Raw genomic sequence first — 23,166 nt, 5'->3', positions numbered from 1 at the left:
CTTTTTTCGAGGACTGCTGGTCGTCGTCTGCTGCTTGGCAGGGATGGCTGTAGCAGATGAAAAGAACATTCTGGTCACCAGCGGTAGCGACCGGGCCACGCCAATTGCCGTCGTGCCATTCGGTTGGCAGGGTGGCACCGTGCTACCGGATGACATGGCTGAAATCATCGGCAATGACCTGCGCAACTCGGGTTACTACGCGCCGATTCCAAAGCAGAACATGATTAGCTTGCCGACCCAGGCCAGTGAAGTCATTTTCCGTGACTGGAAAGCCTTGGGTGCCCAATACGTCATGGTGGGTAACATCGTGCCGGCAGGCGGGCGTCTTCAGGTGCAATATGCCTTGTTCAACGTCGCAACCGAGCAGCCGGTATTGACTGGCAGCGTGTCGGGTACGACCGAGCAGCTGCGCGACATGGCGCACTACATCTCCGATCAGTCGTTTGAAAAGCTGACCGGTATTAAAGGTGCTTTCTCCACGCGCCTGCTTTACGTGACGGCTGAACGTGCCAGTGCGACAAACACGCGCTACACGCTGCAGCGTTCCGACTACGATGGTGCTCGTGCCGTCACTCTGTTGCAGTCACGTGAGCCGATCCTGTCGCCTCGTTTTGCACCCGATGGCAAGCGTATCGCTTATGTGTCGTTTGAGCAGAAGCGTCCACGTATCTTCATGCAGAACATCGACACGGGTCGTCGTGAGCAGATTACCAACTTTGAAGGCTTGAACGGCGCCCCGGCGTGGTCTCCGGACGGTTCGAAGCTGGCATTTGTCCTGTCCAAAGATGGCAATGCTGAAATTTACGTGATGAACCTGGCGTCGCGCCAATTGACTCGCGTGACGAATAGCCCGGCTATTGATACCGAACCGTTTTGGGGTAAAGATGGCTCGACTATCTATTTCACCTCCGACCGTGGCGGCAAACCACAGATTTACAAAACCACAGTTGGCAGCGGTAATGCAGAACGCGTAACGTTTATCGGGAACTACAACGCCAGTCCGAAGCTTTCGGCTGACGAAAAGACCCTGGTAATGATCCATCGTCAGGATGGTTTCACCAACTTCCGGGTTGCAGCGCAGGATTTGCAGCGTGGAAGCGTGAAAATCCTCACAGATACTAACCTTGATGAGTCAGCTACTGTTGCACCCAACGGCACCATGGTAATCTACGCCACCCGCCAGCAGGGCCGGGGAGTCTTGATGCTCGTGTCCATAAATGGACGCGTAAGGCTCCCTCTTCCTACCGCTCAAGGCGAAGTCAGAGAACCTTCCTGGTCCCCTTACCTGAACTGACGTGGTGATAGTTGTACGTTGCATATAACACTTGGGGTTCATTAGGAGTTTTACGATGGAAATGCTGAAGTTTGGTAAATTCGCTGCGCTGGCACTGGCCATGGCTGTAGCTGTAGGTTGCTCGTCCAAAGGCGGCGACAATGCCGGTGAAGGCGCTGCTGTTGATCCAAACGCTGGTTACGGCGCAAACACTGGCGCTGTTGACGGTTCCCTGAGCGAAGAGGCTGCTCTGCGTGCCATCACAGTTTTCTACTTCGAATACGACAGTTCGGACCTGAAACCAGAAGCAATGCGCGCTCTGGACGTTCACGCTAAAGACCTGAAAGCAAACGGCGCTCGCGTTGTTCTGGAAGGTAACACTGACGCCCGTGGTACTCGTGAGTACAACATGGCACTGGGCGAGCGTCGTGCGAAAGCCGTTCAACGCTACCTGGTACTGCAAGGTGTTTCTCCAGCACAGCTGGAGCTGGTGTCCTACGGTAAAGAGCGTCCAATCGCTACTGGCAACGACGAACAGTCGTGGGCTCAAAACCGTCGCGTCGAACTGCGTAAGTAATTCGTCATGCGAACGTGCCGCCGTGCTGTAACTATTCTGACTCTCAGCCTCATGCCTCTAGCGGCATGGGCTGCGGTTCCTGTGGTCGAGGATAACTCTGGCTATAACAATAGCGGGGGGAGTTCTCCGTCAACGGGTTACGGTGCGAGCGGCGCCTATGCCGGGGGAGGGGTTTCGACCCCTGTCTCGGCACAGGGCGAACTGTTCAACCAGTTGCAACAAATGCAGGAGCAGATTGCACGCCAACAGGGTGTGATCGAAGTTCTGCAAAATGATGTCTCGCGCATGAAACAAGAAAGCCTGGAGCGATACCAGGAACTTGATCGGCGCATTGGTGCTGGCATGGCTCCTGCCGCCGCGCCTGATAATTCTTCTGCTGGTGGCGCTAATGCCGCCGGTAATACTGCAGCACCTGCTTCTCAGGCGGCTGCCAGTAATGAACCTGCTGATCCTGCGAAAGAAAAGCTCTATTACGATGCGGCTTTCGACTTGATCAAAGCCAAGGATTTCGACAGGGCGAGCCAGGCATTCACCGCCTTTTTGCGCAAATACCCGAATAGCCAATACGCGGGCAATGCCCAGTACTGGCTGGGTGAAGTCAATCTGGCCAAAGGTGATCTACAAGCCGCTGGCCAGGCATTTGCGAAGGTTAGTCAGCTATATCCCAAGCACGGAAAAGTGCCGGATTCACTCTACAAGCTTGCTGATGTAGAGCGTCGCCTGGGTCATGCCGACAAGGTGAAAGGCATTTTGCAACAGGTTGTGGCCCAGTATCCGGGTACTTCGGCTGCTCAGTTGGCCCAGCGTGATTTGCAGCGCATGTAAGTGACAAACGGCTTATATCGAGAAACCCGCGCTTGTCGCGGGTTTTTTCGTTAGAATCCACGCCCTTTTATGAAATACGCTCCTCTGAACCCTGCTCGGCAGGTTTTTTGGAGTGCCTGACGGAGGCGGACAGCCTGTTTAGCTGTTACGCCCGTGGCGGATATGCAAGACACATTGAGAATTACCGAAGTTTTTTACTCGTTACAGGGTGAAACGCGAACGGCTGGCCTGCCCACCGTTTTTGTTCGTCTGACTGGCTGCCCTTTACGTTGCGGTTATTGCGACAGCGCTTACGCCTTCAGCGGTGGCACCATACGTACGCTCGACAGTATTCTGGAGCAGGTTGCCGATTTTCGTCCGCGCTACGTCTGCGTGACGGGCGGTGAGCCATTGGCCCAGCCCAATGCCATTCCTCTGCTCAAACAGCTGTGTGATGCAGGCTACGAAGTCTCGATCGAGACCAGTGGTGCGCTGGATATTTCGGCTGTCGATCAGCGCGTAAGCCGCGTGCTCGACCTCAAGACGCCGGGCTCCAAAGAGTCCCATCGCAACCTCTACGAAAATATCGCTTTGCTGACCCCCAATGACCAGGTCAAGTTTGTGATCTGCTCACGGGAAGACTACGACTGGGCGGTTTCCAAGCTGATTGAGTACGGTCTGGAGCGACGGGCCGGTGAAGTGCTGTTTTCGCCGAGCCACCATGACTTGCCAGCCCGTGATCTGGCTGACTGGATCGTGGCGGATAATCTGCCAGTACGCTTGCAAATGCAGCTGCATAAATACCTGTGGAACGACGAGCCGGGGCGCTGATATGACTGAACAGACTGTTGTTACCGAAAAACGGGCAGTGATCCTGCTCTCTGGCGGGCTCGACTCCGCCACGGTTGTGGCCATGGCGCGTGCTGAAGGCTATAGCTGCTATACCATGAGCTTTGACTATGGTCAGCGCAGCCGTGCCGAACTCGACGCCGCAGCACAGGTTGCACGCGATCTGGGCGCGGTTGAGCATAAGGTCATTGGCCTGAATCTGAACGGTATCGGCGGCTCCGCGCTGACCGACGACTCCATTGATGTGCCGGAGTCTCCGGGGGAAGGTATCCCGGTGACCTACGTACCGGCGCGTAATACGGTGTTCCTGTCCCTGGCGTTGGGATGGGCAGAGGTCCTGCAAGCACGAGATATCTTCATCGGCGTCAATGCTGTGGATTACTCGGGGTACCCGGATTGCCGCCCTGAGTTTGTCGAGGCGTTTGAAGTCATGGCAAATCTGGCGACCAAGGCCGGGGTAGAAGGGCAGGGCTTCCGGATCAAGGCGCCATTGCAAAACATGAGCAAGGCTCAGATCGTGCAGGCGGGCGTGAAACTGGGGGTGGACTACTCACTGACGGTTTCTTGCTATCAGGCGGACGCTCAGGGGCAAGCTTGCGGTAAGTGTGATAGCTGCCGCCTGCGCGCGGAAGGCTTTGCCGCCGCCGGAATTACTGACCCAACCCGCTATTTTTGAATTATTTCGCATTTATTTTTAACAGGGTGTTGAATTCTCGTTAAAAATCAGTATTATACGTACCACAACGAAGCGGGTCGTTAGCTCAGTTGGTAGAGCAGTTGGCTTTTAACCAATTGGTCGTAGGTTCGAATCCCACACGACCCACCATATAGCTACACCAAAACAGCCGGTCAGCCCTCAGGGTTAACCGGCTTTTTTGCGTCTGTGATTTAGTCGGGTGCGAATCTAGGCGGTCGTACACAATGCGGGGGGGGGGGCTTTGGCGAAACTGGCGACTGCCGTATGGCGTCTGCGCTTTAGTCTGCGGAGTTAAAGCCTCGCTGGTTTTGGCTGGCGTTGGTTAGCCCGGCGATACGGCGCGGACTCGGCCATCCCAGGCGAGCAGCAGGCCTCGATATGGCGATAGCCTAGATCGAACGCAAGCGGACAAGGTACTTATGCATCTCACCTTGTGTCTATGCTCTAGGGCTGCCGTGTTCCCGGGCAGCAAGGGTTGCGTCCATTAAGGAGGTTCATGATGAGCAAGAAAATATTGGTGGTACTGACCAGCGTCGAAAAATACCCCGAACTGCCTCGGGCAACCGGCTTGTGGTTGGGCGAGGCTGTGCATTTTGTGGCCAAGGTCCAGGCTGCCGGTTATGCCGTCGATTATGTGAGTCCACAGGGGGGTTACACGCCGATTGATCCCCACAGCCTTGCCGCAGAAATGGCCGCCGAGATTGACTGGCAGTGGTATCACGACAAGGCCTTCATGAATCGGCTGGGGGCGACGCTTAAACCCGCTGAGATTAATCCGGATGACTACATCGCCATTTATTATGCCGGCGGTCATGGGGTGATCTGGGACTTCCCGGATAATACGGAGTTGCAAGCCTTGAGCCGGAGCATCTATGAGCGTGGCGGTGTAGTCGCTTCGGTGTGTCATGGCGCCGTTGGGCTTTTGAATATCAGGCTGTCGGATGGCGAGCTGCTGATTAAAGGAAAGAACCTCACCGGTTTCTCCAATGAAGAAGAACAGCTGGTCGGACTGGCAGACTGCGTGCCGTATCTGACGGAGACCGAGCTGGTGAAGTGCGGTGCCCGGTATGAGAAAGCCGATCAGCCCTGGGCGCCCTATGTCGTTACGGACGGGCGCCTCATCACGGGTCAAAACCCGGCGTCAGGCGGGGCGGTGGCTGAAGCGCTGTTAAGCACCCTTCAATAATCGTTCCCGGCGTGAAAGCCGGTGCCTGATGCAAGACAGGTATCGGCTGTTCATTACGCCAGTGGTCTGAATCCCCTCATCACAGGCTTCCTGTAACATTAAACTTTTGAATTCCAAGGTTATTCTGTAGCCTTGTCGCCCTTGATAGCTGGTCCGTGCCTGATAACACACATTCTCCCAGCGGGACTCGAACAGTCCGGAGCTGGTGGTACACTCGACTTTCGCGCAGCAGCGCTTGCAGGTCTTGCGAACATGACGCAAATTTCTGAACGACTTCTGGTTCAAGCCCACCTCGATGCCAAGCAACCCAAACCGTTGACTGAGGCACAATCCCTTATCCTGCGCGAGCAGATTGCGGCTGAGCTCAAGGCCCGTGATGCGGTGCTGGTGGCACACTTTTATTGTGATCCGGTGATTCAGGCCCTGGCTGAAGAAACCGGCGGCTGTGTATCCGACTCCCTTGAGATGGCCCGCTTTGGCGCGGCCCACCCGGCCAAGACCATTCTGGTCGCGGGTGTGCGCTTTATGGGGGAAACGGCAAAAATCCTCACCCCTGAAAAGCGCGTGCTGATGCCGACGCTGGAGGCGACCTGTTCGCTGGACCTGGGCTGCCCGGTTGAAGAGTTCTCGGCGTTTTGCGACAAGCATCCCGAGCGTACCGTGGTGGTGTATGCCAACACGTCGGCAGCGGTGAAGGCCCGGGCTGACTGGGTGGTGACCTCAAGTTGCGCCTTGGAAATCGTCGAAAGCCTGATGGACAACGGCGAAACTATCATCTGGGGCCCGGACAAACACTTGGGACGCTACATTCAGCGCCAGACCGGTGCCGACATGCTGCTCTGGGACGGCGCTTGCATCGTCCACGAAGAGTTCAAGTCCAAGCAGCTTGAAGGCATGAAGGCGCTGTACCCGGATGCGGCCATTCTGGTTCACCCGGAATCGCCGGAGTCGGTGATCGACCTGGCCGATGCCGTGGGCTCCACCAGTCAACTGATTGCCGCTGCGCAAAACCTGCCCAACAAGACTTTTATCGTGGCCACTGACCGCGGCATTTTTTACAAAATGCAGCAGCTGTGCCCGGACAAGGTCTTTATCGAGGCGCCAACGGCCGGTAATGGCGCCGCCTGCCGCAGTTGCGCCCATTGCCCGTGGATGGCCATGAACACGCTTGAGCGCACGCTGGAGTGTCTGAAAACCGGCAGTAACGAGATTTTCGTTGATCCGGCGTTGGTGCCTCACGCCGTTCGCCCCCTCAAGCGCATGCTGGACTTTACCCAGGCCGCACGTTTGAAGCTGGCGGGCAATGCCTGACGGTCAACCCCGGCGGCGCCAGCCGGGGAGTCGGGGTCAGTTCATCATCTCTTTGATGGATCGCTCCTGGTCCATCAATTCTCGTTGACGGGCATCCAGGCGGGATGAGAGCTGGAAGTTGCTGGTGAGCTTTTTCGCAAAGTCCAGATGCTTGATGGCCTGAGAATAGTCACCCACCAGGGCGAAGTATTCGGCCCGGGCCTGATGCAGGCCGATGATGTTGCCTGACAGGCCGCGAGTTTCGGCAACCATGTACCAGACATCCGGATCATCGGGGCGGCTTTTGAGCAGGGCGTCGAGCGCCTTCTCGGCGTCTTTTGGGCGGTTCTGCTTGAGCAACAGGTCGACCCGGGCCTGATTGAGCGGGTAGTTGCCCGGGTACAGGGTGCGCATTCTGTCGATCCGCTGCTGGGCTTCAGCCAGGCGGTTGTTGGCCATGTCCAGCTCAATCTGCGCCAGGTTATAGGTGATGTCGTTAGGCGCCTTGTCCAGCAAGGTCTTGAGATTTTCGCGGGCTTCCTTGAATTGACTGCCTTTGATTTGGGCAATCGCCAGGCCATAGCGCGCCACATCGTTTTTCGGGTTTTCATCGAGCTGCACGCGGAAGCGCTTGGCGGCCAGCCCCGGGGTATCCTCATAGTTGAGTTGCACCCTGGCACGGATCAATTGATAGCGCAGGCTGTCTTCGGTGCCGCCGGAGCGTGCCTGTTCGGCACGGTTGCGGGTATCGGCGATCCGCGACTCAGTGACCGGGTGAGTCAGCAGAAACTCCGGCGGCCGGCCGTCGAAGCGGTACTGGCGCATCAGGCGCTCGAACATGGTGGGCATGGAGCGTGGGTCGTAGCCGGCTTTTTCCAGATTGAGAATGCCGATCCGGTCAGCCTCTTGCTCATTTTGGCGCGAGAAACGCCGTTGCTCTTGCATGGCTGCTGCCTGTGTCCCGGCAATGGCGGCGATCCCGGCGTCACCTGCGCCCGAGGCTGCCACGATAATGCCTGCGAGCAAGGCCGCCATCATTGGCAACTGCATGCGTTGTTGGGCTTCTACGCCCCGCGCAAAGTGCCGTTGTGACAAGTGAGCCAGTTCGTGAGCCATGACCGAAGCGTATTCACCTTCGGTCTGGGCATTGAGAAACAAACCGCCATTGACCCCGATGATCCCGCCTGGCGCTGCAAACGCGTTGAGTTGCGGGCTGTTGATCAGGATGAATTCCAGGCGCCGATCCTGAACCTGGCTGGTTTCAACCAGCTTGTAAACGCTGGTTTCGACGTAATCCTTGAGCTGCGGGTCGTTGAGTTGCGAAACCTGGCCGCGCAGCATGCTTAGCCAGGCTCGGCCCAGTTGGTACTCTTGTTGGGGCGAGACAATGGACGAGCTGGCGTCACCCAGAGACGGCAAGTTGTCGGCGAAGCTCGGTGATGCGAGCAGGCAGGCGAGCGTCAACAGGGTAGGGCGCAGAAAAGTCATGCACAAAGCTCTTGTCGGTAAAGCGCTCACTGTAGCTGGACACTCGCCCGACGACCAGTAGCGGGTCGGCTTGGGGTATTCTAGCGAGCATAAAAAATGCCAATCCTGGCACGTCTGAGGAGTCAACAATGATCGATGCATTGGCGCACGATGCGCTAGTGGATGCCAGCGGCCTGAGCTGCCCGCTGCCACTGCTCAAGGCCAAGATGGAGCTGAATCGGCTGAGCGCTGGTCAGGTGCTTAAAGTGATTGCCACCGATGCGGGCTCACAGCGTGATTTTCGATCCTTTGCGCGTCTGGCAGGCCATGAACTGCTGCGCGAAGAGTCTGATGCCGGTACCTACCGCTACTGGCTTCGCAAGGCCTGAATCCTCGCCGCACTGTCTTTTAAGGAATATCGATGTTCAAAGTGTTGCGTGATTGGGTACAGCGCTATTTCTCGGATGAAGAAGCTGTGGTCCTGGCGGTATTGCTGGTACTGGCCTTTACGGCGGTGCTGACCTTGGGCGGTATGCTCGCACCGGTGTTGGCGGGCATGGTGCTGGCGTATCTGATGCAGGGGCTGGTGGTGGCGCTGGAGCGGCTACGGGTGCCAGCCGCTGCATCCGTAGGCCTGGTGTTTGCACTCTTCATGGGGCTGTTGCTGGTGTTTATGGTGGTGGTCTTGCCGTTACTCTGGCATCAATTGATTACGTTGTTCAATGAGCTGCCGGGCATGCTTGCCAAGTGGCAATCGCTGCTGTTGCTGTTGCCGGAGCGCTACCCGCATCTGGTATCGGATGAGCAGGTGCTGCAAGCCATTGAAGCGGCGCGCGGAGAAATCGGGAAATTCGGTCAATGGGCGTTGACCTTTTCGCTGTCCAGCTTGCCGTTGCTGATCAATATCATGATCTATCTGGTGCTGGTGCCGATTCTGGTGTTCTTTTTCCTGAAGGACAGGGCGATGATCAGCCGCTGGGTCCGCGGGTATTTGCCCCGTGAGCGCGCCTTGATTACCCGCGTTGCGCAGGAAATGAACCGGCAGATTGCCAATTACATCCGCGGCAAGGTCATCGAGATTCTCATCTGCGGCGGCGTGACCTACATCGCTTTCGCGACCATGGGTCTCAATTACTCGGCGTTGCTCGCCTTGTTGGTCGGCGTGTCGGTGGTGGTGCCGTATGTGGGCGCGGTGGTGGTGACTGTGCCGGTGCTGCTGATTGCACTGTTCCAGTGGGGCTGGAGTGATCAGTTCATTTACCTGATGGCGGTCTATGGGATCATTCAGACGCTGGATGGCAACGTGCTGGTGCCGTTGCTGTTCTCGGAGGCCGTCAACCTGCATCCGGTGGCGATCATTTGTGCGGTGCTGTTGTTTGGCGGGTTGTGGGGTTTCTGGGGCGTGTTCTTTGCTATCCCCCTGGCAACCTTGTTCAAGGCCGTGCTCGATGCCTGGCCGCGAAGCGAGCAAACGGTCGCGCCCTTGCTGTAAATCATCTTCAGGCAGACATGAAAAAGCCCCGCCGCTCGAGAGGATCGAACGGCGGGGCTTTTTTGTTACCGCTTCAGCTTACGCTTGAATAACCGGGATATTGGCATTTGCAGCCGCTTCACGGAATTCGGCGATCTGATCAAAGCTCAGGTAGCGGTACACGTCCGCAGCCATGGTGTTGATCTCGGCCGCGTACGCCATGTATTCCTCAACGGAAGGCAGGCGACCCAGGATCGAGGCAACCGATGCCAGCTCGGCCGAAGCCAGGTAGACATTAGCGCCGTCACCCAGGCGGTTCGGGAAGTTACGGGTCGAAGTCGACACTACGGTGGAGTTAGGCTCAACGCGTGCCTGGTTACCCATGCACAGGGAGCAGCCTGGCATTTCCATGCGTGCGCCAGCTTTGCCGTAGATGCCGTAGTAGCCTTCTTCGGTCAGTTGGTGAGCGTCCATCTTGGTCGGTGGCGACAGCCACAGGCGCGTTGGCAGCTGACCTTTGACCTTGTCCAGCAACTTGCCCGCAGCGCGGAAGTGGCCGATGTTGGTCATGCACGAACCGATGAATACTTCGTCGATCTTCTCGCCGGCAACAGTGGACAGCAGGCGAGCGTCATCCGGGTCGTTTGGCGCGCAGAGCACAGGCTCTTTGATGTCGGCCAGATCGATTTCGATGATTTCAGCGTATTCGGCGTCAGCATCGGCTTCCATCAGTTCCGGGTTGGCTATCCAGGCTTCCATCGCTTGAGCACGACGCTCAAGGGTGCGAGCGTCGCCGTAACCTTCACCGATCATCCAGCGCAGCAGGGTGATGTTGGAGTTCAGGTATTCGGTGATCGACTCTTTGGACAGTTTGATGGTGCAGCCTGCAGCCGAACGCTCTGCCGAGGCGTCGGACAGTTCGAATGCCTGCTCGATGCTCAGGTTGTCCAGACCTTCGATTTCCAGGATGCGACCCGAGAATTCGTTGATCTTGCCTTTCTTCTCTACGGTCAGCAGGCCTTTCTGGATAGCGACGTAAGGAATGGCGTGAACCAGGTCACGCAGGGTGATGCCAGGCTGCATTTCGCCTTTGAAGCGAACCAGAATCGATTCCGGCATGTCCAGTGGCATGACGCCAGTGGCTGCGGCGAACGCTACCAGGCCGGAGCCGGCCGGGAACGAAATGCCCATCGGGAAGCGAGTGTGGGAGTCGCCACCAGTGCCGACGGTATCCGGCAGCAGCATACGGTTCAACCAGCTGTGGATGATGCCGTCGCCCGGACGCAGGGAAACGCCGCCGCGGGTCTTGATGAAGTCTGGCAGGGTGTGGTGCGTGGTCACGTCGATCGGCTTTGGATAGGCCGCGGTGTGGCAGAAAGACTGCATTACCAGGTCAGCGGAGAAGCCCAGGCACGCCAGGTCTTTCAGTTCGTCACGGGTCATTGGACCGGTGGTGTCCTGAGAACCGACGGTGGTCATTTTCGGCTCGCAGTAAGTGCCTGGACGAACGCCAGTCACGCCGCATGCCTTGCCGACCATTTTTTGCGCCAGGGTGAAGCCCTTGGTGCTTTCGACAGGTGCTTCCGGCTTCTTGAACAGGTCGGATGGACCCAGACCCAGTTCGGCACGAGCCTTCTCGGTCAGACCACGGCCAATGATCAGAGGGATACGGCCGCCTGCGCGGACTTCGTCCAACAGCACCGGGGTCTTCATTTCGAAGGTGGTGATGACTTCGTCTGTACCGTGCTTGCAGACTTTGCCTGCATGCGGGTACAGGTCGATCACGTCGCCCATGTGCATGTTGGAAACGTCAAACTCGATCGGCAGTGCGCCCGCATCTTCCATGGTGTTGTAGAAGATCGGAGCGATTTTGTTGCCGAAGCAGAAACCGCCGGCACGCTTGTTCGGTACATAAGGAACGTCGTCGCCGAAGAACCACAGTACGGAGTTGGTGGCCGATTTGCGCGAAGAGCCGGTACCGACAACGTCACCGACATAGGCGATAGGGAAGCCCTGGCCGCGCATTTCTTCGATCTGTTTCATCGGGCCGATGGCGCCTTGAACGTCCGGCACGATACCATCACGTGCCATTTTCAGCATGGCCAGGGCGTGCAGCGGGATGTCAGGACGGGACCAGGCGTCCGGTGCAGGCGACAGGTCGTCGGTGTTGGTTTCGCCGGTTACCTTGAACACGCGCAGGCTGATTTTGTCAGCCAGGGTAGGACGGTTCTTGAACCACTCGCCGTCAGCCCAGGATTGCACCACTGCTTTAGCGTGGGCATTGCCGTTTTTGGCTTTTTCAGCGACGTCGTGGAAGGCGTCAAACATCAGCAGGGTGTGCTTGAGTTGCTCGGCGGCAACCGGTGCCAGCTCTGCGTCGTCCAGCAGGTCAACCAGAGTCACGATGTTGTAGCCGCCTTGCATGGTGCCAAGCAGTTCAACAGCGCGCTTTTTGCTGATCAGAGGGGAAGTGGCTTCACCTTTGGCGACGGCGGCCAGAAAGCCCGCTTTCACGTAGGCAGCTTCGTCCACGCCAGGTGGAATACGGTTGGTGATCAGGTCAACAAGGAAATCTTCTTCGCCTGCTGGTGGGTTTTTCAGCAGCTCAACCAGGCCAGCGGTTTGTTCGGCGTTAAGCGGCTGGGGAACGATACCCAGGGCTGCGCGCTCTTCGATATGTTTGCGGTAGGCTTCAAGCACAGTTATTACCCTCATCATTGGTCCCAAATGGGTGTCCGGGACGCTCATCCAGGAATGCCGGGCACTCATGCGCTGCGGGGCTTTTTGGGCCGCTTAGCCAGAGTTGCAAGGATTCCCAACAGAAGCTGTTTTCAAAGTTTTACGCCTTCCGAACGGGGAGGATGATGAATGTTGGTGCGGGTATTTGCAGAGCAAACACCCCTCACCAACACCGTTCTTCGGGATCAACTGTGCTCGTGACGCTTTGAAAACAGCTTCTAACGGACATTGGCGCCTTAAAAGGCAGGCCGATTCTACGGCAAAAATGCGTGGAAGGTAAGTTAGCCCCTGAAGGTTGAGGGGTGATCTGCGTTAGACAAAGGGCTAACATGGGCGCCTGTTTCGCTCTCCAGTGCTCTATTTCGCTATGTCCAATCAAACCATCAAGACTCCCTGCATAGGCCTTTGCTCAACGGTTTATGGTGACCTCGTGTGCCGCGGCTGCAAGCGTTTCCATCACGAAGTGATCCATTGGAACGGTTACAACGAGGAGCAGAAACGTGCCGTCTGGTGTCGGCTGGAGCAGCTTCTGGTGCAGGTGATGTCGGGCAAGGTAGAGGTTTTCGACCCGGCGGCGCTGCGTGCCCAGTTGGTGGGGCGCAAGATTCGCTTTGTGCCGACGCAGTCTGAATATTGCTGGGCCTACCAACTGATTGCGCGGGGCGCGCGGGTGATCAATCAGCTGGAGCTGTATGGCATGGTGCTGCTTCCGGAGTTTCGCAACTGGGGCCTGCCCGAATTGCGCGATGCCATTGATCGGGAGTTTTTCCTGCTTTCGGAAGCCCACTATGAGCGGTACATCGCTCCAGGCTTCCTGAAAGAGGCCTTCAACGAATAGACCGCTGGCCAGTCAGCGTTTGGCCGCCAGTTCTTCAAGGTGCTCGATCATGTCATCAGGCTTGAGCACCAGAATGTCGCTGTCCAGCTTGTCGATGACGACTTCAGCCGTGTTGCCGATCAGTGCCCCGGAAAGTCCGGTGCGGGCCACAGTGCCCATCACGGTGACAACCGCTCCAAGTGACTTGGCGACCCGTGGAATGACCATGTCCGCCGGGCCTTCCTCGATATGCAGGCGATCGTCTTCCACCTCACAGCGTTGCTGGAACACCTGGCATTCAGCGCGGTAGCTCGCTTGCAATTGGGTGTCCATGGGGTAGACCTCGTCGACCATGGCCAGTGTCGGCGCCGGGTGCGCGCTGATGACATGCAATTGCGCATGGGCCAGGCTGGCGATGCGAAACCCGTGGTCAACAATGCTTGAATGCAGCGCCATGTGCTCGGGATCGTTGTTACCCACGTCGACGGCCGCCAGCACCACACCGTGCTCCCAGTCTCTGTGGGTCTTCACCAGCAGTACCGGGCAGGGGCAGTAGCGCAGCAGTTTCCAGTCTTCGGGCGTCAGCAGAACTTTTTTCAGGGGGTTATCAGGTACGTGCTGTTTGATCACGAGCCCGCAGCCTTTGGCTTGTTGCACCTGGAGGATGGTGGCATGCCGGCTTTCATGCCAGGCCTGTTCGCTGGTCACGTTAAAGGCTTCGTCTGCCAGTTTGGCTTCAAGCACGCTGAGCAGGTCGGCGTGTTCGTGTTTTTTATCGCAAATCAGCAGGTGCAAATGGGCTTTGGTGGTCCTTGCGATGTATTTGGCGCGTTCGAGTGCGAGGCTTTCCATGAGCTCGGGTTCAATGACGACCAGCAGGCTGCGAATGGTTTGCATGACCGAAGACTCCACAAGTAATAAAGGCGACTGTATTCACTATAGTTGCTCGGCAGGAGTGCCTGCGTTGATGCATATCAAGTTGTGCGGTTGGAGCTACGCGTTGCGGCCCGTATAATCAGCCGTTTTGCCCTGGGGCTTGATCAATGCATGGTCCGTTTGGGGGCAATCCATTGAAAACGCCTTCAATCCAGTCTTTGTGAGCCTCATGTCAGCGATTCTTCAAAACACTGCCGGTCTGCTGTGCAATTCCCCTTGGTCGGGAGTGTGCGCGTGATTCTTCCTGAAATTCACGAGTTTCTGGGCTGCCGAACCCCTGATGGCTGGATTGCGGCAGCCCTGGCGGATCAGGAAACGCTGCTGATCGACCACAAGAACTGCGAGTTCAAGGCTGCCAGCACTGCCTTGAGCCTGATCGCGAAGTACCACTCCCATGTTGACCTCATCAATATGATGTCGCGTCTGGCGCGTGAAGAGCTGGTTCATCACGAGCAGGTCATGCGCCTGATGAAAAAGCGCAAGATCGAACTGCGCCAGCTTTCGGCAGGCCGCTACGCTTCCGGACTGCGCAAGGTTGTACGCAATCACGAGCCGGTCAAGCTCGTCGATACGCTGGTGGTGGGTGCATTTATCGAGGCCCGCAGTTGCGAGCGTTTCGAAGCGTTGGTGCCTCATCTGGACGAAGAGCTCGGCAAGTTCTACTTCGGATTGCTCAAGAGTGAGGCGCGGCACTTTCAGGGATACCTGAAGCTGGCATATCAGTATGGCGATGCCAAGGATATTGCTCAGGTGATCGAGCGTGTCAGAGCGGCCGAACAGGAACTGATCGAAACCCCTGATGTTGAGTTCCGCTTCCACAGCGGTGTGCCCGCCCCGGTATAAGCCCGCTTTTACTTGCGATACAGACGCTGCGGTGCACTAGATGATTCGCAGCGATTGCGCTGTGAGCGCGGGTATCTGCAGGAATGTGTCAGGCTCAAATAGATAGCGACCTATCTACCGCCTTGACATTAGCTGCCTAGGCAGTAACATCTGGAAACATTATTGCCTGTATGGCGTTCTGGTGCCCAGATGAAGCATTTCCATCCCGATACGTTTCAAAACTGCACCCTGGGTTTGCTCCTGGGGCGTACTGCGTTGCTCAAGGACCGCATCATTGATAGCCACATGGAGCCGTACGGCATCACGGCGGCTCAGTTCAAGGTGCTGATCATCATGGCGCAATTCGCTGTAGATACGCCGGCAGACCTGTGTCGCCACCTGTCATTGGACAGTGGTTCGATGACTCGCATGCTCGATCGCCTTGAGCAGAAAAACCTGCTGCTTCGCCAGCGCTCCGAGGCCGACAGGCGCCAGGTGCAACTGGTGCTCACCGCTGATGGCCAGGCACTGGCCGACTTGCTGCCGCAGATTGGTGCCGATGCGATGAACGAATTGGCGGCCGCGATCACTCCACAAGAACTGCAAAGCCTTGAGCAGATTCTCAAAAAAATACTGCTGGCGGCGGGTGACCCGATCACCGTTCAGCGCTTGGGTGATAAATGAGCATCAGAACATTGCGAGCTGACCTGAGCCTGATATGCATGGCCATGGCCATGGCGCTGGCCGGTTGCGCCAGCTACAGCGGCTTGAATCCCGAAGGTGTCAATTTGCAGGCCAATGTTCTCAAGGCAGCACACTCGCTGGAGGACGTTGCCGTGACCCCGGCGGCCTGGCCTGAAAAGGACTGGTGGAAGCGGCTGGGGGATGAACAGCTCGATGGCTTGATTAAAGAAGCGTTGCGCGACAGCCCTGATATGCAAATGGCCAATGCTCGTGCGCATCAGGCAACGGCAGCGGTCAGTGCGGCCAATGCGCAGCGCATGCCGACCCTGGATGCCGGCGCGGATGTCACGCGCTCCCGTTTGTCCCGTGCACAAGACCCCACGGGGCAGGGCGGGCGTTACGGTACTGAGCGAGATCTGAATCTGACATTCAATTACACCTTCGACCTGTGGGGTGGCCAGCGTGATGCATGGCAAGCCGCAGTGGGTGAAGCGCGTGCCGCAGAGGTCGACAATCAGGCGGCACGCCTGACCCTCGCCGCCGATGTGGCACGCGCCTACAGCGCGCTCGGGCATGCCTATAGCGTTCGGGACCTGGCCGGGGAAGACCTCGAACGCACCCGCAAAATGCTGAGCCTGAGCCAGCGCCGTCTGGTTTCGGGGATCGACAGTCACTATCAGTATCAACAAACCGAGAGCCTTGAGGCGAGTGCGCAAGCACAGCTGATCGACGCTGAAAAACAGCTAGGCAGCGCACGGATTGCCTTGGCCGTATTGTTGGGCAAAGGGCCGGACCGAGGCGGTGATATCGCTCGTCCCGATACCCTTGCCGCGGGGGCTGTCGCGCTGCCAAGCACGTTGCCGGCCGAGTTGCTTGGTCGACGTCCGGATCTGGTGGCCGCGCGCTGGCGGGTTGAAGCCGCGAGCAAAAACATTGCCGCCGCTAAAACCCGCTTTTACCCCAATCTCAACTTGAGCGCAGCTGCCGGTACCCAGTCGTTGCTGGGGGATGCGCTGTTTGGTTCCGCCAGTCGTTTCTTCAACATCGCTCCGGCTGTCTCGTTGCCGATCTTTGACGGCGGGCGACTGCGTGCCGGGCTGGATGCAGAAGACGCCAATTACGATGTGGCCGTTGCGCAGTACAACAAGATGCTGGTCGGTGCGCTGGGTGATGTCAGCGACACCCTTGGACAGCTAAGCGCGGTGGGCCAGCAAATCAACGCCCAACAGCGCGCCACCGCGATCGCCCAGGATTCGTATGACACGGTCCTGCAGCGGTACGGCTCGGGCGTCGGCAACTATCTGGACGTGCTCAGCATTGAGCAGCAACTGCTTCAGGCCCAGCGCTTGCTGGCGGATCTGAATGCCAACCGGATCGACCTCTCGATTCAATTGATGCAGGCCCTCGGCGGCGGCTTTGAACCTGCCCACACGGCATTGGCTGCTCCCACTCAAGCCTCGCTGGCAAAATAATTTCAGGTACTGATCCATGGCTACTGTGCAAACACCAAATGAAACGCAACACCAAGAGGACGCTGCCAATCAGCGTAACCGCAAGCGCTGGCTTGGCGGGCTGGCCGTACTGGTCATTCTGCTCGGGCTGGGCGTCTGGGCCTGGCACGAACTGTATGGTCGCTGGAATGAGAGCACTGACGATGCCTATGTAAACGGCAACGTGGTTGAAATCACGCCGTTGGCCACGGGGACGGTGGTGAGTATCGGGGCCGATGATGGCGATCTGGTGCATGAGGGCCAGACACTGGTCAGCTTCGACCCGAGCGATGCCCTGGTGGGCTTGCAAAGTGCCGAGGCCAATCTGGCCCGTACGGTGCGTCAGGTTCGTGGCCTGTTCAGCAATGTTGATGGCATGAAGGCACAGGTGGCTGCGCAAAAATCCGAAGTGCAAAAAGCTCAGGACAACTACACCCGGCGTAAAAGTCTGGCGGCAGGCGGAGCAATCTCTCTGGAAGAACTTTCTCATGCCCGGGATGACCTGTCTTCCGCGCGCAGCGCCTTGCGCAATGCCGAGCAGCAACTGGATACCTCGCGGGCGCTGGTCGATAACACCGCGGTGGTCAATCACCCGGATGTGATGGCGGCTGCGGCACAGTTGCGCCAAGCCTACCTGGCGCATGCCCGTACCACGTTGATCGCACCGGTCACGGGCTACGTAGCCAAGCGTACGGTTCAGTTGGGCCAGCGGGTTCAGCCAGGCACAGCGTTGATGGCGGTCATTCCGCTGAGCCAGCTGTGGATCGATGCCAACTTCAAGGAAACCCAATTGCACAACATGCGCATTGGTCAGCCGGTGGACATCGAGGCGGACATCTATGGCAGTAGCGTGAAGTACAGCGGTTCTGTCGACAGCATCGGGGCCGGTACGGGCAGTGCGTTTGCGTTGTTGCCAGCACAAAACGCTACGGGTAACTGGATCAAGATTGTCCAGCGTGTGCCTGTGCGGATTCATATCAACCCTGAGCAACTGACCGAGCACCCGCTGCGAGTCGGGCTGTCGACGATGGTCGAGGTGAACCTGCGCGACCAGAGCGGTCCGGTGCTTGCGCAGCTGCCGCCGCAGAAAGCGGCATTCACCACCAACGTTTACCAGCAGCAACTGGCCGATGCCGAAGCGCTCATTACACGCTTGATTGACAGCAATAGCTCGGTCTCCGGTAACACTGCCGCTCAACGTTGATTCGCCAATCCATAAGCCCCTGCGCACTGGCGGGGCTGTACACCCGGTTTTAAAGGATTTGCGATGAGTACGAACGCATCATTTACGCCCCCCAGTTTGCTGATGGCCACCATCGGGCTGTCGCTGGCGACCTTCATGCAGGTGCTTGACACCACTATTGCCAACGTCGCTCTGCCTACTATCTCCGGCAACCTGGGGGTGAGTTCAGAGCAGGGCACGTGGGTCATCACCTCATTCGCTGTAAGTAACGCGATTGCATTGCCGCTGACCGGCTGGCTGAGCCGCCGTTTTGGCGAGGTAAAGTTGTTCTTGTGGGCGACCATTTTGTTCGTACTGGCCTCCTTTTTGTGCGGTATCTCGACCTCAATGCCTGAGCTGGTGGGGTTCAGGGTGCTGCAGGGGCTGGTCGCGGGGCCGCTGTATCCCATGACCCAAACCTTGTTGATTGCGGTGTATCCCCCAGCGAAACGGGGGATGGCATTGGCATTGCTGGCAATGGTTACGGTGGTTGCGCCCATTGCCGGGCCGATTTTGGGGGGCTGGATCACGGACAGCTACAGTTGGCCGTGGATCTTCTTTATCAACATACCTATTGGCGCTTTCGCAGTGATGGTGGTTCGCCAGCAGCTCAAGGCCCGGCCGGTTGTGATTACCCGTCAACCGATGGATTACGTGGGCTTGATTACCCTGATCATCGGTGTGGGAGCCCTGCAGATCGTGCTCGACAAAGGTAATGATCTGGACTGGTTCGAATCCAGCTTCATTCTGTTGGGTACAGCATTGTCCGTGGTGGCGCTGGCGGCTTTTGTCATTTGGGAAATGACCGACAAGCATCCGATCGTCAACTTGCGCCTGTTTTCACACCGTAACTTCCGCATCGGCACCATCGTTCTGGTGCTGGGCTACGCCGGCTTCTTCGGGATCAATCTGATTTTGCCGCAGTGGCTGCAAACCCAGATGGGCTATACCGCGACCTGGGCAGGGCTGGCGGTGGCACCTATCGGGATTTTGCCCGTGGTGTTGTCACCCTTCGTGGGTAAGTACGCGCATAAATTTGATTTGCGCCTGCTCGCCGGGCTGGCATTCCTGGCCATTGGCCTGAGTTGTTTCATGCGCGCCGACTTCACCCATGAGGTGGATTTCCAGCGTATTGCTATGGTGCAACTGTTTATGGGGATTGGCGTCGCGCTGTTCTTTATGCCGACCTTGAGCATTTTGATGTCGGATTTGCCGCCTCATCAAATTGCTGACGGAGCAGGGCTGGCGACGTTCCTGAGGACGTTGGGCGGTAGTTTTGCGGCGTCACTGACAACCTGGATCTGGATTCGCCGGGCTGATCAGCATCATGCCTACATGAGCGAAAGCATCAGTACCTACGATCCAGTGACGCGAAGCACTCTGGAAAGCCTGGGGGGCGCGAGTCAGCGGGCGTATGCGCAGATGGAGCAGATCCTCAATAGCCAGGCCTATATGTTCTCCACTGTGGACTATTTCACGCTGATGGGCTGGTTGTTCATGGGCTTGATCCTGCTGGTGTGGCTGGCCAAGCCGCCATTCACCGCCAAGCCGGGGCCGGCGGCGAGCGGGCATTGATCAGCGGGCTTATGCGCTTGCCCCACCCTCTGCCGAGGGTCAGGGGCTGTTGGTTCTAGGCTGGCGCGAACTCAAACGGCGCCAGTTGCATGCCTTGCTCGTCCACTTGCAAGACCCAGCCTTGGCGGTCCCAGTCGCCGAGCACAATACGCTTGGCGGCGTGATCGCCGATTTGCAGCTTGTGAATGGCCGGGCGATGGGTATGACCATGAATCAAGGTGTGTACGCCATGGTGCGCCATGATCCGCGGGATTTCCTCGGGGGTCACATCGACAATGTCGTTGGCTTTCATGCGGGTCTGGGCGCGGCTTTCGCTGCGCAACTTGCGCGCCAGTTTGTGGCGTGTGCCCAGGGGTAGGTGGCGTAATACCCACAAGGTCACGGGGTTGCGCAGGTAGCGTCGCAGACGCATGTAGGCTTCATCGCGGGTGCACAGGCTGTCGCCGTGCATCAGCAAGACCGGCTCGCCGTAAAAATCTACAACGCTCGGGTCTTTGAGTAAGGTGCAGCCAGCCGCCTTGCAAAAGGCCTGGCCCAGCAGGAAGTCGCGGTTGCCGTGCATCAGGAAGACCTGGGTGCCGGTATCGCTCAGTGTTCGCAGCGCTTCGCAAATGGAACGCTGATAGGGCGTCATTGCATCGTCGCCAATCCAGGCTTCAAAAAAGTCGCCGAGAATGTACAGCGCCTGTGCCGAACGAGCGCGTCCGGCCAGGAAATCCAGAAACGCCCGGGTTATATCCGGGCGCTCCTCTTCCAGATGCAAATCTGAAATCAGTAATATCACTCAATGATCTCGGCTTTCTCGATGATCACGTCTTCAGCTGGCACGTCCTGGTGGCCGGCTTTGGAAGTGGTCTGAACGCCTTTGATCTTGTCGACCACGTCCTTGCCTTCAATCACTTCGCCAAACACGGCATAACCCCAGCCCTGAACGGTTTTGCCGCTGTGGTTGAGGAAGTCGTTATCAGCCACGTTGATGAAGAACTGGGCGGAGGCCGAATGCGGTTCCATGGTGCGAGCCATGGCAACGGTGTACTTCTTGTTCGGCAGGCCGTTGTCAGCTTCGTTCTGGATGCTTGGGCGCTTGTCTTTCTTTTCTTTCATGCCAGGCTCAAAACCGCCGCCCTGGACCATGAAGTTACCGATTACACGGTGAAAAACAGTGTTTTCGTAGTGGCCGGCGTTTACGTATTCGATGAAGTTGGCAGCGGTAATCGGCGCCTTTTCAGCGTTCAGCTGGATCACGATGTCGCCGTGGTTGGTGCTCAGTTTTACTTTTGACATGGTCTTTATCGCTCTATCAAAGAATTCGTCGGGCTCGGGAGTGGCAGAAATCGCCTCAACCCCTGAGCTGGCTGGGTAGATACAGCCGCGTGGCGGAGTTTAGCGTGCTCGCCGGACATTTCGATGGGGTTTTTGCGATATGGGCATTAAATGCAGCGGTTTTAGCCATTCGGATTGAGACTCTGCTCTGTCAGGGACTTGACAGCATCGGCTATGATAGGCGCTTTGATTTAGTCGGCCGACCCAGGCCGCGCACCTGTTATGTCCAAGGATCCTATGAGCAAGCCCACTGTCGACCCCACTCTGAATCCAAAGGCTGGCCCAGCTGTCCCGGCCAATTTCCTGCGTCCTATCGTTCAGGCGGACCTTGACTCGGGTAAATGCAAGCAGATCGTGACCCGTTTTCCGCCAGAGCCCAACGGCTACCTGCACATCGGTCATGCCAAATCCATTTGCGTGAACTTTGGGCTGGCTCAGGAATTTGGCGGCGTGACGCATTTGCGTTTTGACGACACCAACCCGGCCAAGGAAGACCAGGAATACATCGACGCAATTGAAAGCGACGTGAAATGGCTGGGCTTTGAGTGGTCTGGTGAAGTGCGCTATGCCTCGCAGTATTTCGACCAGTTACACGAATGGGCAAATTACCTGATCAAAGAGGGTAAGGCCTACGTCTGCGACCTGACCCCTGAGCAGGCCAAGGAATACCGCGGCAGCCTGACCGAGCCGGGCAAGAACAGTCCGTTCCGCGATCGCAGCGTCGAAGAGAACCTGGACCTGTTCGCCCGCATGACCGCCGGTGAGTTCGAAGACGGCAAATGCGTGCTGCGGGCCAAGATCGACATGGCTTCGCCGAACATGAACCTGCGTGATCCGATCATGTACCGTATCCGCCATGCCCATCACCACCAGACCGGTGACAAATGGTGCATTTACCCGAACTATGACTTCACTCATGGTCAGTCGGATGCAATCGAGGGCATTACCCATTCGATCTGCACCCTGGAGTTCGAAAGCCATCGCCCCCTGTACGAGTGGTTCCTTGACAGCCTGCCTGTTCCGGCGCAACCGCGTCAGTACGAATTCAGCCGCCTGAACCTGAACTACACCATCACCAGCAAGCGCAAGCTCAAGCAGCTGGTCGATGAAAAGCACGTCAATGGCTGGGATGACCCGCGCATGTCGACCCTGTCGGGTTTCCGTCGTCGCGGTTACACGCCTAAATCGATCCGCAACTTCTGCGACATGGTCGGTACCAACCGTTCCGATGGCGTGGTCGACTTCGGCATGCTGGAATTCAGCATTCGTGACGACCTGGACCACAGCGCCCCGCGTGCCATGTGCGTGCTGCGTCCGTTGAAAGTCGTGATCACCAACTACGACGAAGACAAGGTCGAGAACCTTGAGCTGCCTTGCCATCCGAAAGCAGACATGGGTGTGCGGGTTTTGCCATTCGCCCGTGAAATCTACATCGATCGTGACGACTTCATGGAAGAGCCGCCAAAAGGCTACAAGCGTCTTGAGCCAGGTGGCGAAGTGCGCCTGCGCGGCAGCTATGTGATTCGTGCCGACGAAGCGATCAAGGATGCTGACGGCAATATAGTTGAGCTGCGCTGCTCGTACGACCCTGAGACCCTGGGCAAGAATCCGGAAGGTCGCAAGGTCAAGGGTGTTGTGCACTGGGTGCCGGCGGCGGCCAGTGTCGAGTGCGAAGTGCGTTTGTACGATCGTCTGTTCCGCTCGCCGAACCCTGAAAAGGCCGAGGATGGCGCGGGCTTCCTGGAAAACATCAACCCTGATTCGCTGCAGGTGCTGACCGGTTGTCGTGCTGAGCCTTCGTTGGGCAATGCACAGCCGGAAGACCGTTTCCAGTTCGAGCGCGAAGGTTACTTCTGCGCAGATATCAAGGACTCGAAACCCGGTCACCCGGTATTCAACCGTACCGTGACCCTGCGCGATTCGTGGGGCCAGTGATCAAGTTTT

The 23,166-nt window shown here is 57.5% G+C and carries 21 protein-coding genes and 1 tRNA gene; 17 read left to right on the top strand and 5 right to left on the bottom strand.

The annotated features are described in order from the left end of the window. The first annotated feature begins 43 nt into the window (after positions 1-43). The 8 genes from tolB to nadA all read left to right on the top strand — a co-directional run bounded on the left by tolB (position 44) and on the right by nadA (position 6,697). On the top strand, positions 44-1,294 hold the full coding sequence (gene tolB / locus DQN55_RS15845; RefSeq protein ID WP_218017839.1) for a Tol-Pal system beta propeller repeat protein TolB: 1,251 nt from the start codon (positions 44-46) through the stop codon (positions 1,292-1,294). A gap of 55 nt (positions 1,295-1,349) precedes the next feature. Next, a complete protein-coding gene (pal, locus tag DQN55_RS15840; RefSeq protein WP_003441254.1) occupies positions 1,350-1,850 on the top strand; it encodes a peptidoglycan-associated lipoprotein Pal in 501 nt (166 codons plus the stop codon). A 6-nt stretch (positions 1,851-1,856) separates the two neighbouring features. After that, positions 1,857-2,675: a tol-pal system protein YbgF gene (gene ybgF / locus DQN55_RS15835; RefSeq protein ID WP_074702972.1), complete on the top strand. Its 819-nt coding sequence runs from the start codon at positions 1,857-1,859 to the stop codon at positions 2,673-2,675. A gap of 162 nt (positions 2,676-2,837) precedes the next feature. Next, a complete protein-coding gene (gene queE / locus DQN55_RS15830) occupies positions 2,838-3,485 on the top strand; it encodes a 7-carboxy-7-deazaguanine synthase QueE (protein WP_048379578.1) in 648 nt (215 codons plus the stop codon). 1 nt (position 3,486) lies between these two features. Further along, entirely contained in the window at positions 3,487-4,179 is a 693-nt protein-coding gene (gene queC, locus DQN55_RS15825) for a 7-cyano-7-deazaguanine synthase QueC (protein ID WP_048379335.1), read from the top strand. 74 nt (positions 4,180-4,253) lie between these two features. After that, positions 4,254-4,329, top strand: a tRNA-Lys gene (locus DQN55_RS15820). Between the two features lie 370 nt (positions 4,330-4,699). Then, positions 4,700-5,386, top strand: coding sequence for a type 1 glutamine amidotransferase domain-containing protein (locus tag DQN55_RS15815; protein ID WP_048379338.1), 687 nt, complete (start codon positions 4,700-4,702; stop codon positions 5,384-5,386). Between the two features lie 252 nt (positions 5,387-5,638). Next, positions 5,639-6,697 (top strand): quinolinate synthase NadA, encoded by a 1,059-nt coding sequence (nadA, locus tag DQN55_RS15810; RefSeq protein ID WP_048379340.1) that lies wholly within the window; start codon positions 5,639-5,641, stop codon positions 6,695-6,697. Positions 6,698-6,733: 36 nt separating this feature from the next. Here the strand turns inward: nadA and DQN55_RS15805 are convergent, their stop codons facing one another. After that, positions 6,734-8,164: a M48 family metalloprotease gene (locus DQN55_RS15805; RefSeq protein ID WP_048379342.1), complete on the bottom strand. Its 1,431-nt coding sequence runs from the start codon at positions 8,162-8,164 to the stop codon at positions 6,734-6,736. 128 nt (positions 8,165-8,292) lie between these two features. Here DQN55_RS15805 and DQN55_RS15800 point away from each other — a divergent pair, with 128 nt between their 5' ends. Next, positions 8,293-8,532: a sulfurtransferase TusA family protein gene (locus DQN55_RS15800; protein ID WP_048379344.1), complete on the top strand. Its 240-nt coding sequence runs from the start codon at positions 8,293-8,295 to the stop codon at positions 8,530-8,532. Positions 8,533-8,564: 32 nt separating this feature from the next. Then, positions 8,565-9,635 (top strand): AI-2E family transporter, encoded by a 1,071-nt coding sequence (locus DQN55_RS15795; RefSeq protein WP_048379345.1) that lies wholly within the window; start codon positions 8,565-8,567, stop codon positions 9,633-9,635. 78 nt (positions 9,636-9,713) lie between these two features. On the opposite strand, the gene acnB is transcribed toward DQN55_RS15795, so the two are convergent. Further along, positions 9,714-12,314, bottom strand: a complete 2,601-nt coding sequence (gene acnB / locus DQN55_RS15790) for a bifunctional aconitate hydratase 2/2-methylisocitrate dehydratase (protein WP_048379347.1) — start codon at positions 12,312-12,314, stop codon at positions 9,714-9,716. Positions 12,315-12,720: 406 nt separating this feature from the next. On the opposite strand from acnB, the gene DQN55_RS15785 reads away from it, so the two are divergent. Further along, positions 12,721-13,191, top strand: coding sequence for a DUF1289 domain-containing protein (locus DQN55_RS15785; protein WP_048379349.1), 471 nt, complete (start codon positions 12,721-12,723; stop codon positions 13,189-13,191). 12 nt (positions 13,192-13,203) lie between these two features. On the opposite strand, the gene DQN55_RS15780 is transcribed toward DQN55_RS15785, so the two are convergent. Beyond that, complete coding sequence (locus tag DQN55_RS15780) at positions 13,204-14,067, bottom strand: universal stress protein (protein ID WP_048379351.1); 864 nt, start codon at positions 14,065-14,067, stop codon at positions 13,204-13,206. A 273-nt stretch (positions 14,068-14,340) separates the two neighbouring features. Here DQN55_RS15780 and miaE point away from each other — a divergent pair, with 273 nt between their 5' ends. From miaE to DQN55_RS15755, 5 genes are all read left to right on the top strand, one after another. Continuing rightward, entirely contained in the window at positions 14,341-14,949 is a 609-nt protein-coding gene (gene miaE, locus DQN55_RS15775; protein WP_048379353.1) for a MiaE family protein, read from the top strand. 189 nt (positions 14,950-15,138) lie between these two features. Next, complete coding sequence (locus DQN55_RS15770; protein ID WP_048379355.1) at positions 15,139-15,612, top strand: MarR family winged helix-turn-helix transcriptional regulator; 474 nt, start codon at positions 15,139-15,141, stop codon at positions 15,610-15,612. Continuing rightward, on the top strand, positions 15,609-17,084 hold the full coding sequence (locus tag DQN55_RS15765) for an efflux transporter outer membrane subunit (protein ID WP_048379357.1): 1,476 nt from the start codon (positions 15,609-15,611) through the stop codon (positions 17,082-17,084). The genes DQN55_RS15770 and DQN55_RS15765 overlap by 4 nt, the downstream gene beginning before the upstream one ends. A gap of 16 nt (positions 17,085-17,100) precedes the next feature. After that, the gene (locus tag DQN55_RS15760) at positions 17,101-18,306 is read left to right on the top strand and encodes an HlyD family secretion protein (protein WP_048379359.1); all 1,206 of its coding nucleotides are present in this window, start codon (positions 17,101-17,103) and stop codon (positions 18,304-18,306) included. Positions 18,307-18,369: 63 nt separating this feature from the next. Then, positions 18,370-19,899 carry a DHA2 family efflux MFS transporter permease subunit gene (locus DQN55_RS15755; RefSeq protein WP_048379361.1) on the top strand — a complete coding sequence of 510 codons (1,530 nt, stop codon included), beginning with the start codon at positions 18,370-18,372 and terminating at the stop codon, positions 19,897-19,899. A gap of 55 nt (positions 19,900-19,954) precedes the next feature. Here the strand turns inward: DQN55_RS15755 and lpxH are convergent, their stop codons facing one another. Both lpxH and DQN55_RS15745 read right to left on the bottom strand, forming a co-directional pair. Continuing rightward, positions 19,955-20,683, bottom strand: coding sequence for a UDP-2,3-diacylglucosamine diphosphatase (gene lpxH, locus DQN55_RS15750; RefSeq protein WP_048379363.1), 729 nt, complete (start codon positions 20,681-20,683; stop codon positions 19,955-19,957). Further along, on the bottom strand, positions 20,680-21,183 hold the full coding sequence (locus DQN55_RS15745) for a peptidylprolyl isomerase (RefSeq protein ID WP_048379365.1): 504 nt from the start codon (positions 21,181-21,183) through the stop codon (positions 20,680-20,682). The genes lpxH and DQN55_RS15745 overlap by 4 nt, the downstream gene beginning before the upstream one ends. A 276-nt stretch (positions 21,184-21,459) precedes the next feature. Here DQN55_RS15745 and DQN55_RS15740 point away from each other — a divergent pair, with 276 nt between their 5' ends. Continuing rightward, entirely contained in the window at positions 21,460-23,157 is a 1,698-nt protein-coding gene (locus DQN55_RS15740) for a glutamine--tRNA ligase/YqeY domain fusion protein (RefSeq protein WP_048379368.1), read from the top strand. The last annotated feature ends 9 nt before the right edge of the window (positions 23,158-23,166 follow it).

Origin of the sequence: Pseudomonas taetrolens (assembly GCF_900475285.1) — a bacterium.
Lineage (GTDB): Bacteria > Pseudomonadota > Gammaproteobacteria > Pseudomonadales > Pseudomonadaceae > Aquipseudomonas > Aquipseudomonas taetrolens.
The sequence above is the reverse complement of the archived record's forward strand: the minus strand, read 5'-3'. Positions and strand labels throughout refer to the sequence as shown.

Excerpts from the sequence above, each read along its gene's own strand:
- tolB (WP_218017839.1), top strand. The coding sequence starts at position 44 with ATGGCTGTAGCAGATGAAAAGAACATTCTGGTCACCAGCGGTAGCGAC.
- pal (WP_003441254.1), top strand. The coding sequence starts at position 1,350 with ATGGAAATGCTGAAGTTTGGTAAATTCGCTGCGCTGGCACTGGCCATG.
- ybgF (WP_074702972.1), top strand. The coding sequence starts at position 1,857 with ATGCGAACGTGCCGCCGTGCTGTAACTATTCTGACTCTCAGCCTCATG.
- queE (WP_048379578.1), top strand. The coding sequence starts at position 2,838 with ATGCAAGACACATTGAGAATTACCGAAGTTTTTTACTCGTTACAGGGT.
- queC (WP_048379335.1), top strand. The coding sequence starts at position 3,487 with ATGACTGAACAGACTGTTGTTACCGAAAAACGGGCAGTGATCCTGCTC.
- DQN55_RS15815 (WP_048379338.1), top strand. The coding sequence starts at position 4,700 with ATGAGCAAGAAAATATTGGTGGTACTGACCAGCGTCGAAAAATACCCC.
- nadA (WP_048379340.1), top strand. The coding sequence starts at position 5,639 with ATGACGCAAATTTCTGAACGACTTCTGGTTCAAGCCCACCTCGATGCC.
- DQN55_RS15805 (WP_048379342.1), bottom strand. The coding sequence starts at position 8,164 with ATGACTTTTCTGCGCCCTACCCTGTTGACGCTCGCCTGCCTGCTCGCA.
- DQN55_RS15800 (WP_048379344.1), top strand. The coding sequence starts at position 8,293 with ATGATCGATGCATTGGCGCACGATGCGCTAGTGGATGCCAGCGGCCTG.
- DQN55_RS15795 (WP_048379345.1), top strand. The coding sequence starts at position 8,565 with ATGTTCAAAGTGTTGCGTGATTGGGTACAGCGCTATTTCTCGGATGAA.
- DQN55_RS15785 (WP_048379349.1), top strand. The coding sequence starts at position 12,721 with ATGTCCAATCAAACCATCAAGACTCCCTGCATAGGCCTTTGCTCAACG.
- DQN55_RS15780 (WP_048379351.1), bottom strand. The coding sequence starts at position 14,067 with ATGCAAACCATTCGCAGCCTGCTGGTCGTCATTGAACCCGAGCTCATG.
- DQN55_RS15770 (WP_048379355.1), top strand. The coding sequence starts at position 15,139 with ATGAAGCATTTCCATCCCGATACGTTTCAAAACTGCACCCTGGGTTTG.
- DQN55_RS15765 (WP_048379357.1), top strand. The coding sequence starts at position 15,609 with ATGAGCATCAGAACATTGCGAGCTGACCTGAGCCTGATATGCATGGCC.
- DQN55_RS15760 (WP_048379359.1), top strand. The coding sequence starts at position 17,101 with ATGGCTACTGTGCAAACACCAAATGAAACGCAACACCAAGAGGACGCT.
- DQN55_RS15755 (WP_048379361.1), top strand. The coding sequence starts at position 18,370 with ATGAGTACGAACGCATCATTTACGCCCCCCAGTTTGCTGATGGCCACC.
- DQN55_RS15745 (WP_048379365.1), bottom strand. The coding sequence starts at position 21,183 with ATGTCAAAAGTAAAACTGAGCACCAACCACGGCGACATCGTGATCCAG.
- DQN55_RS15740 (WP_048379368.1), top strand. The coding sequence starts at position 21,460 with ATGAGCAAGCCCACTGTCGACCCCACTCTGAATCCAAAGGCTGGCCCA.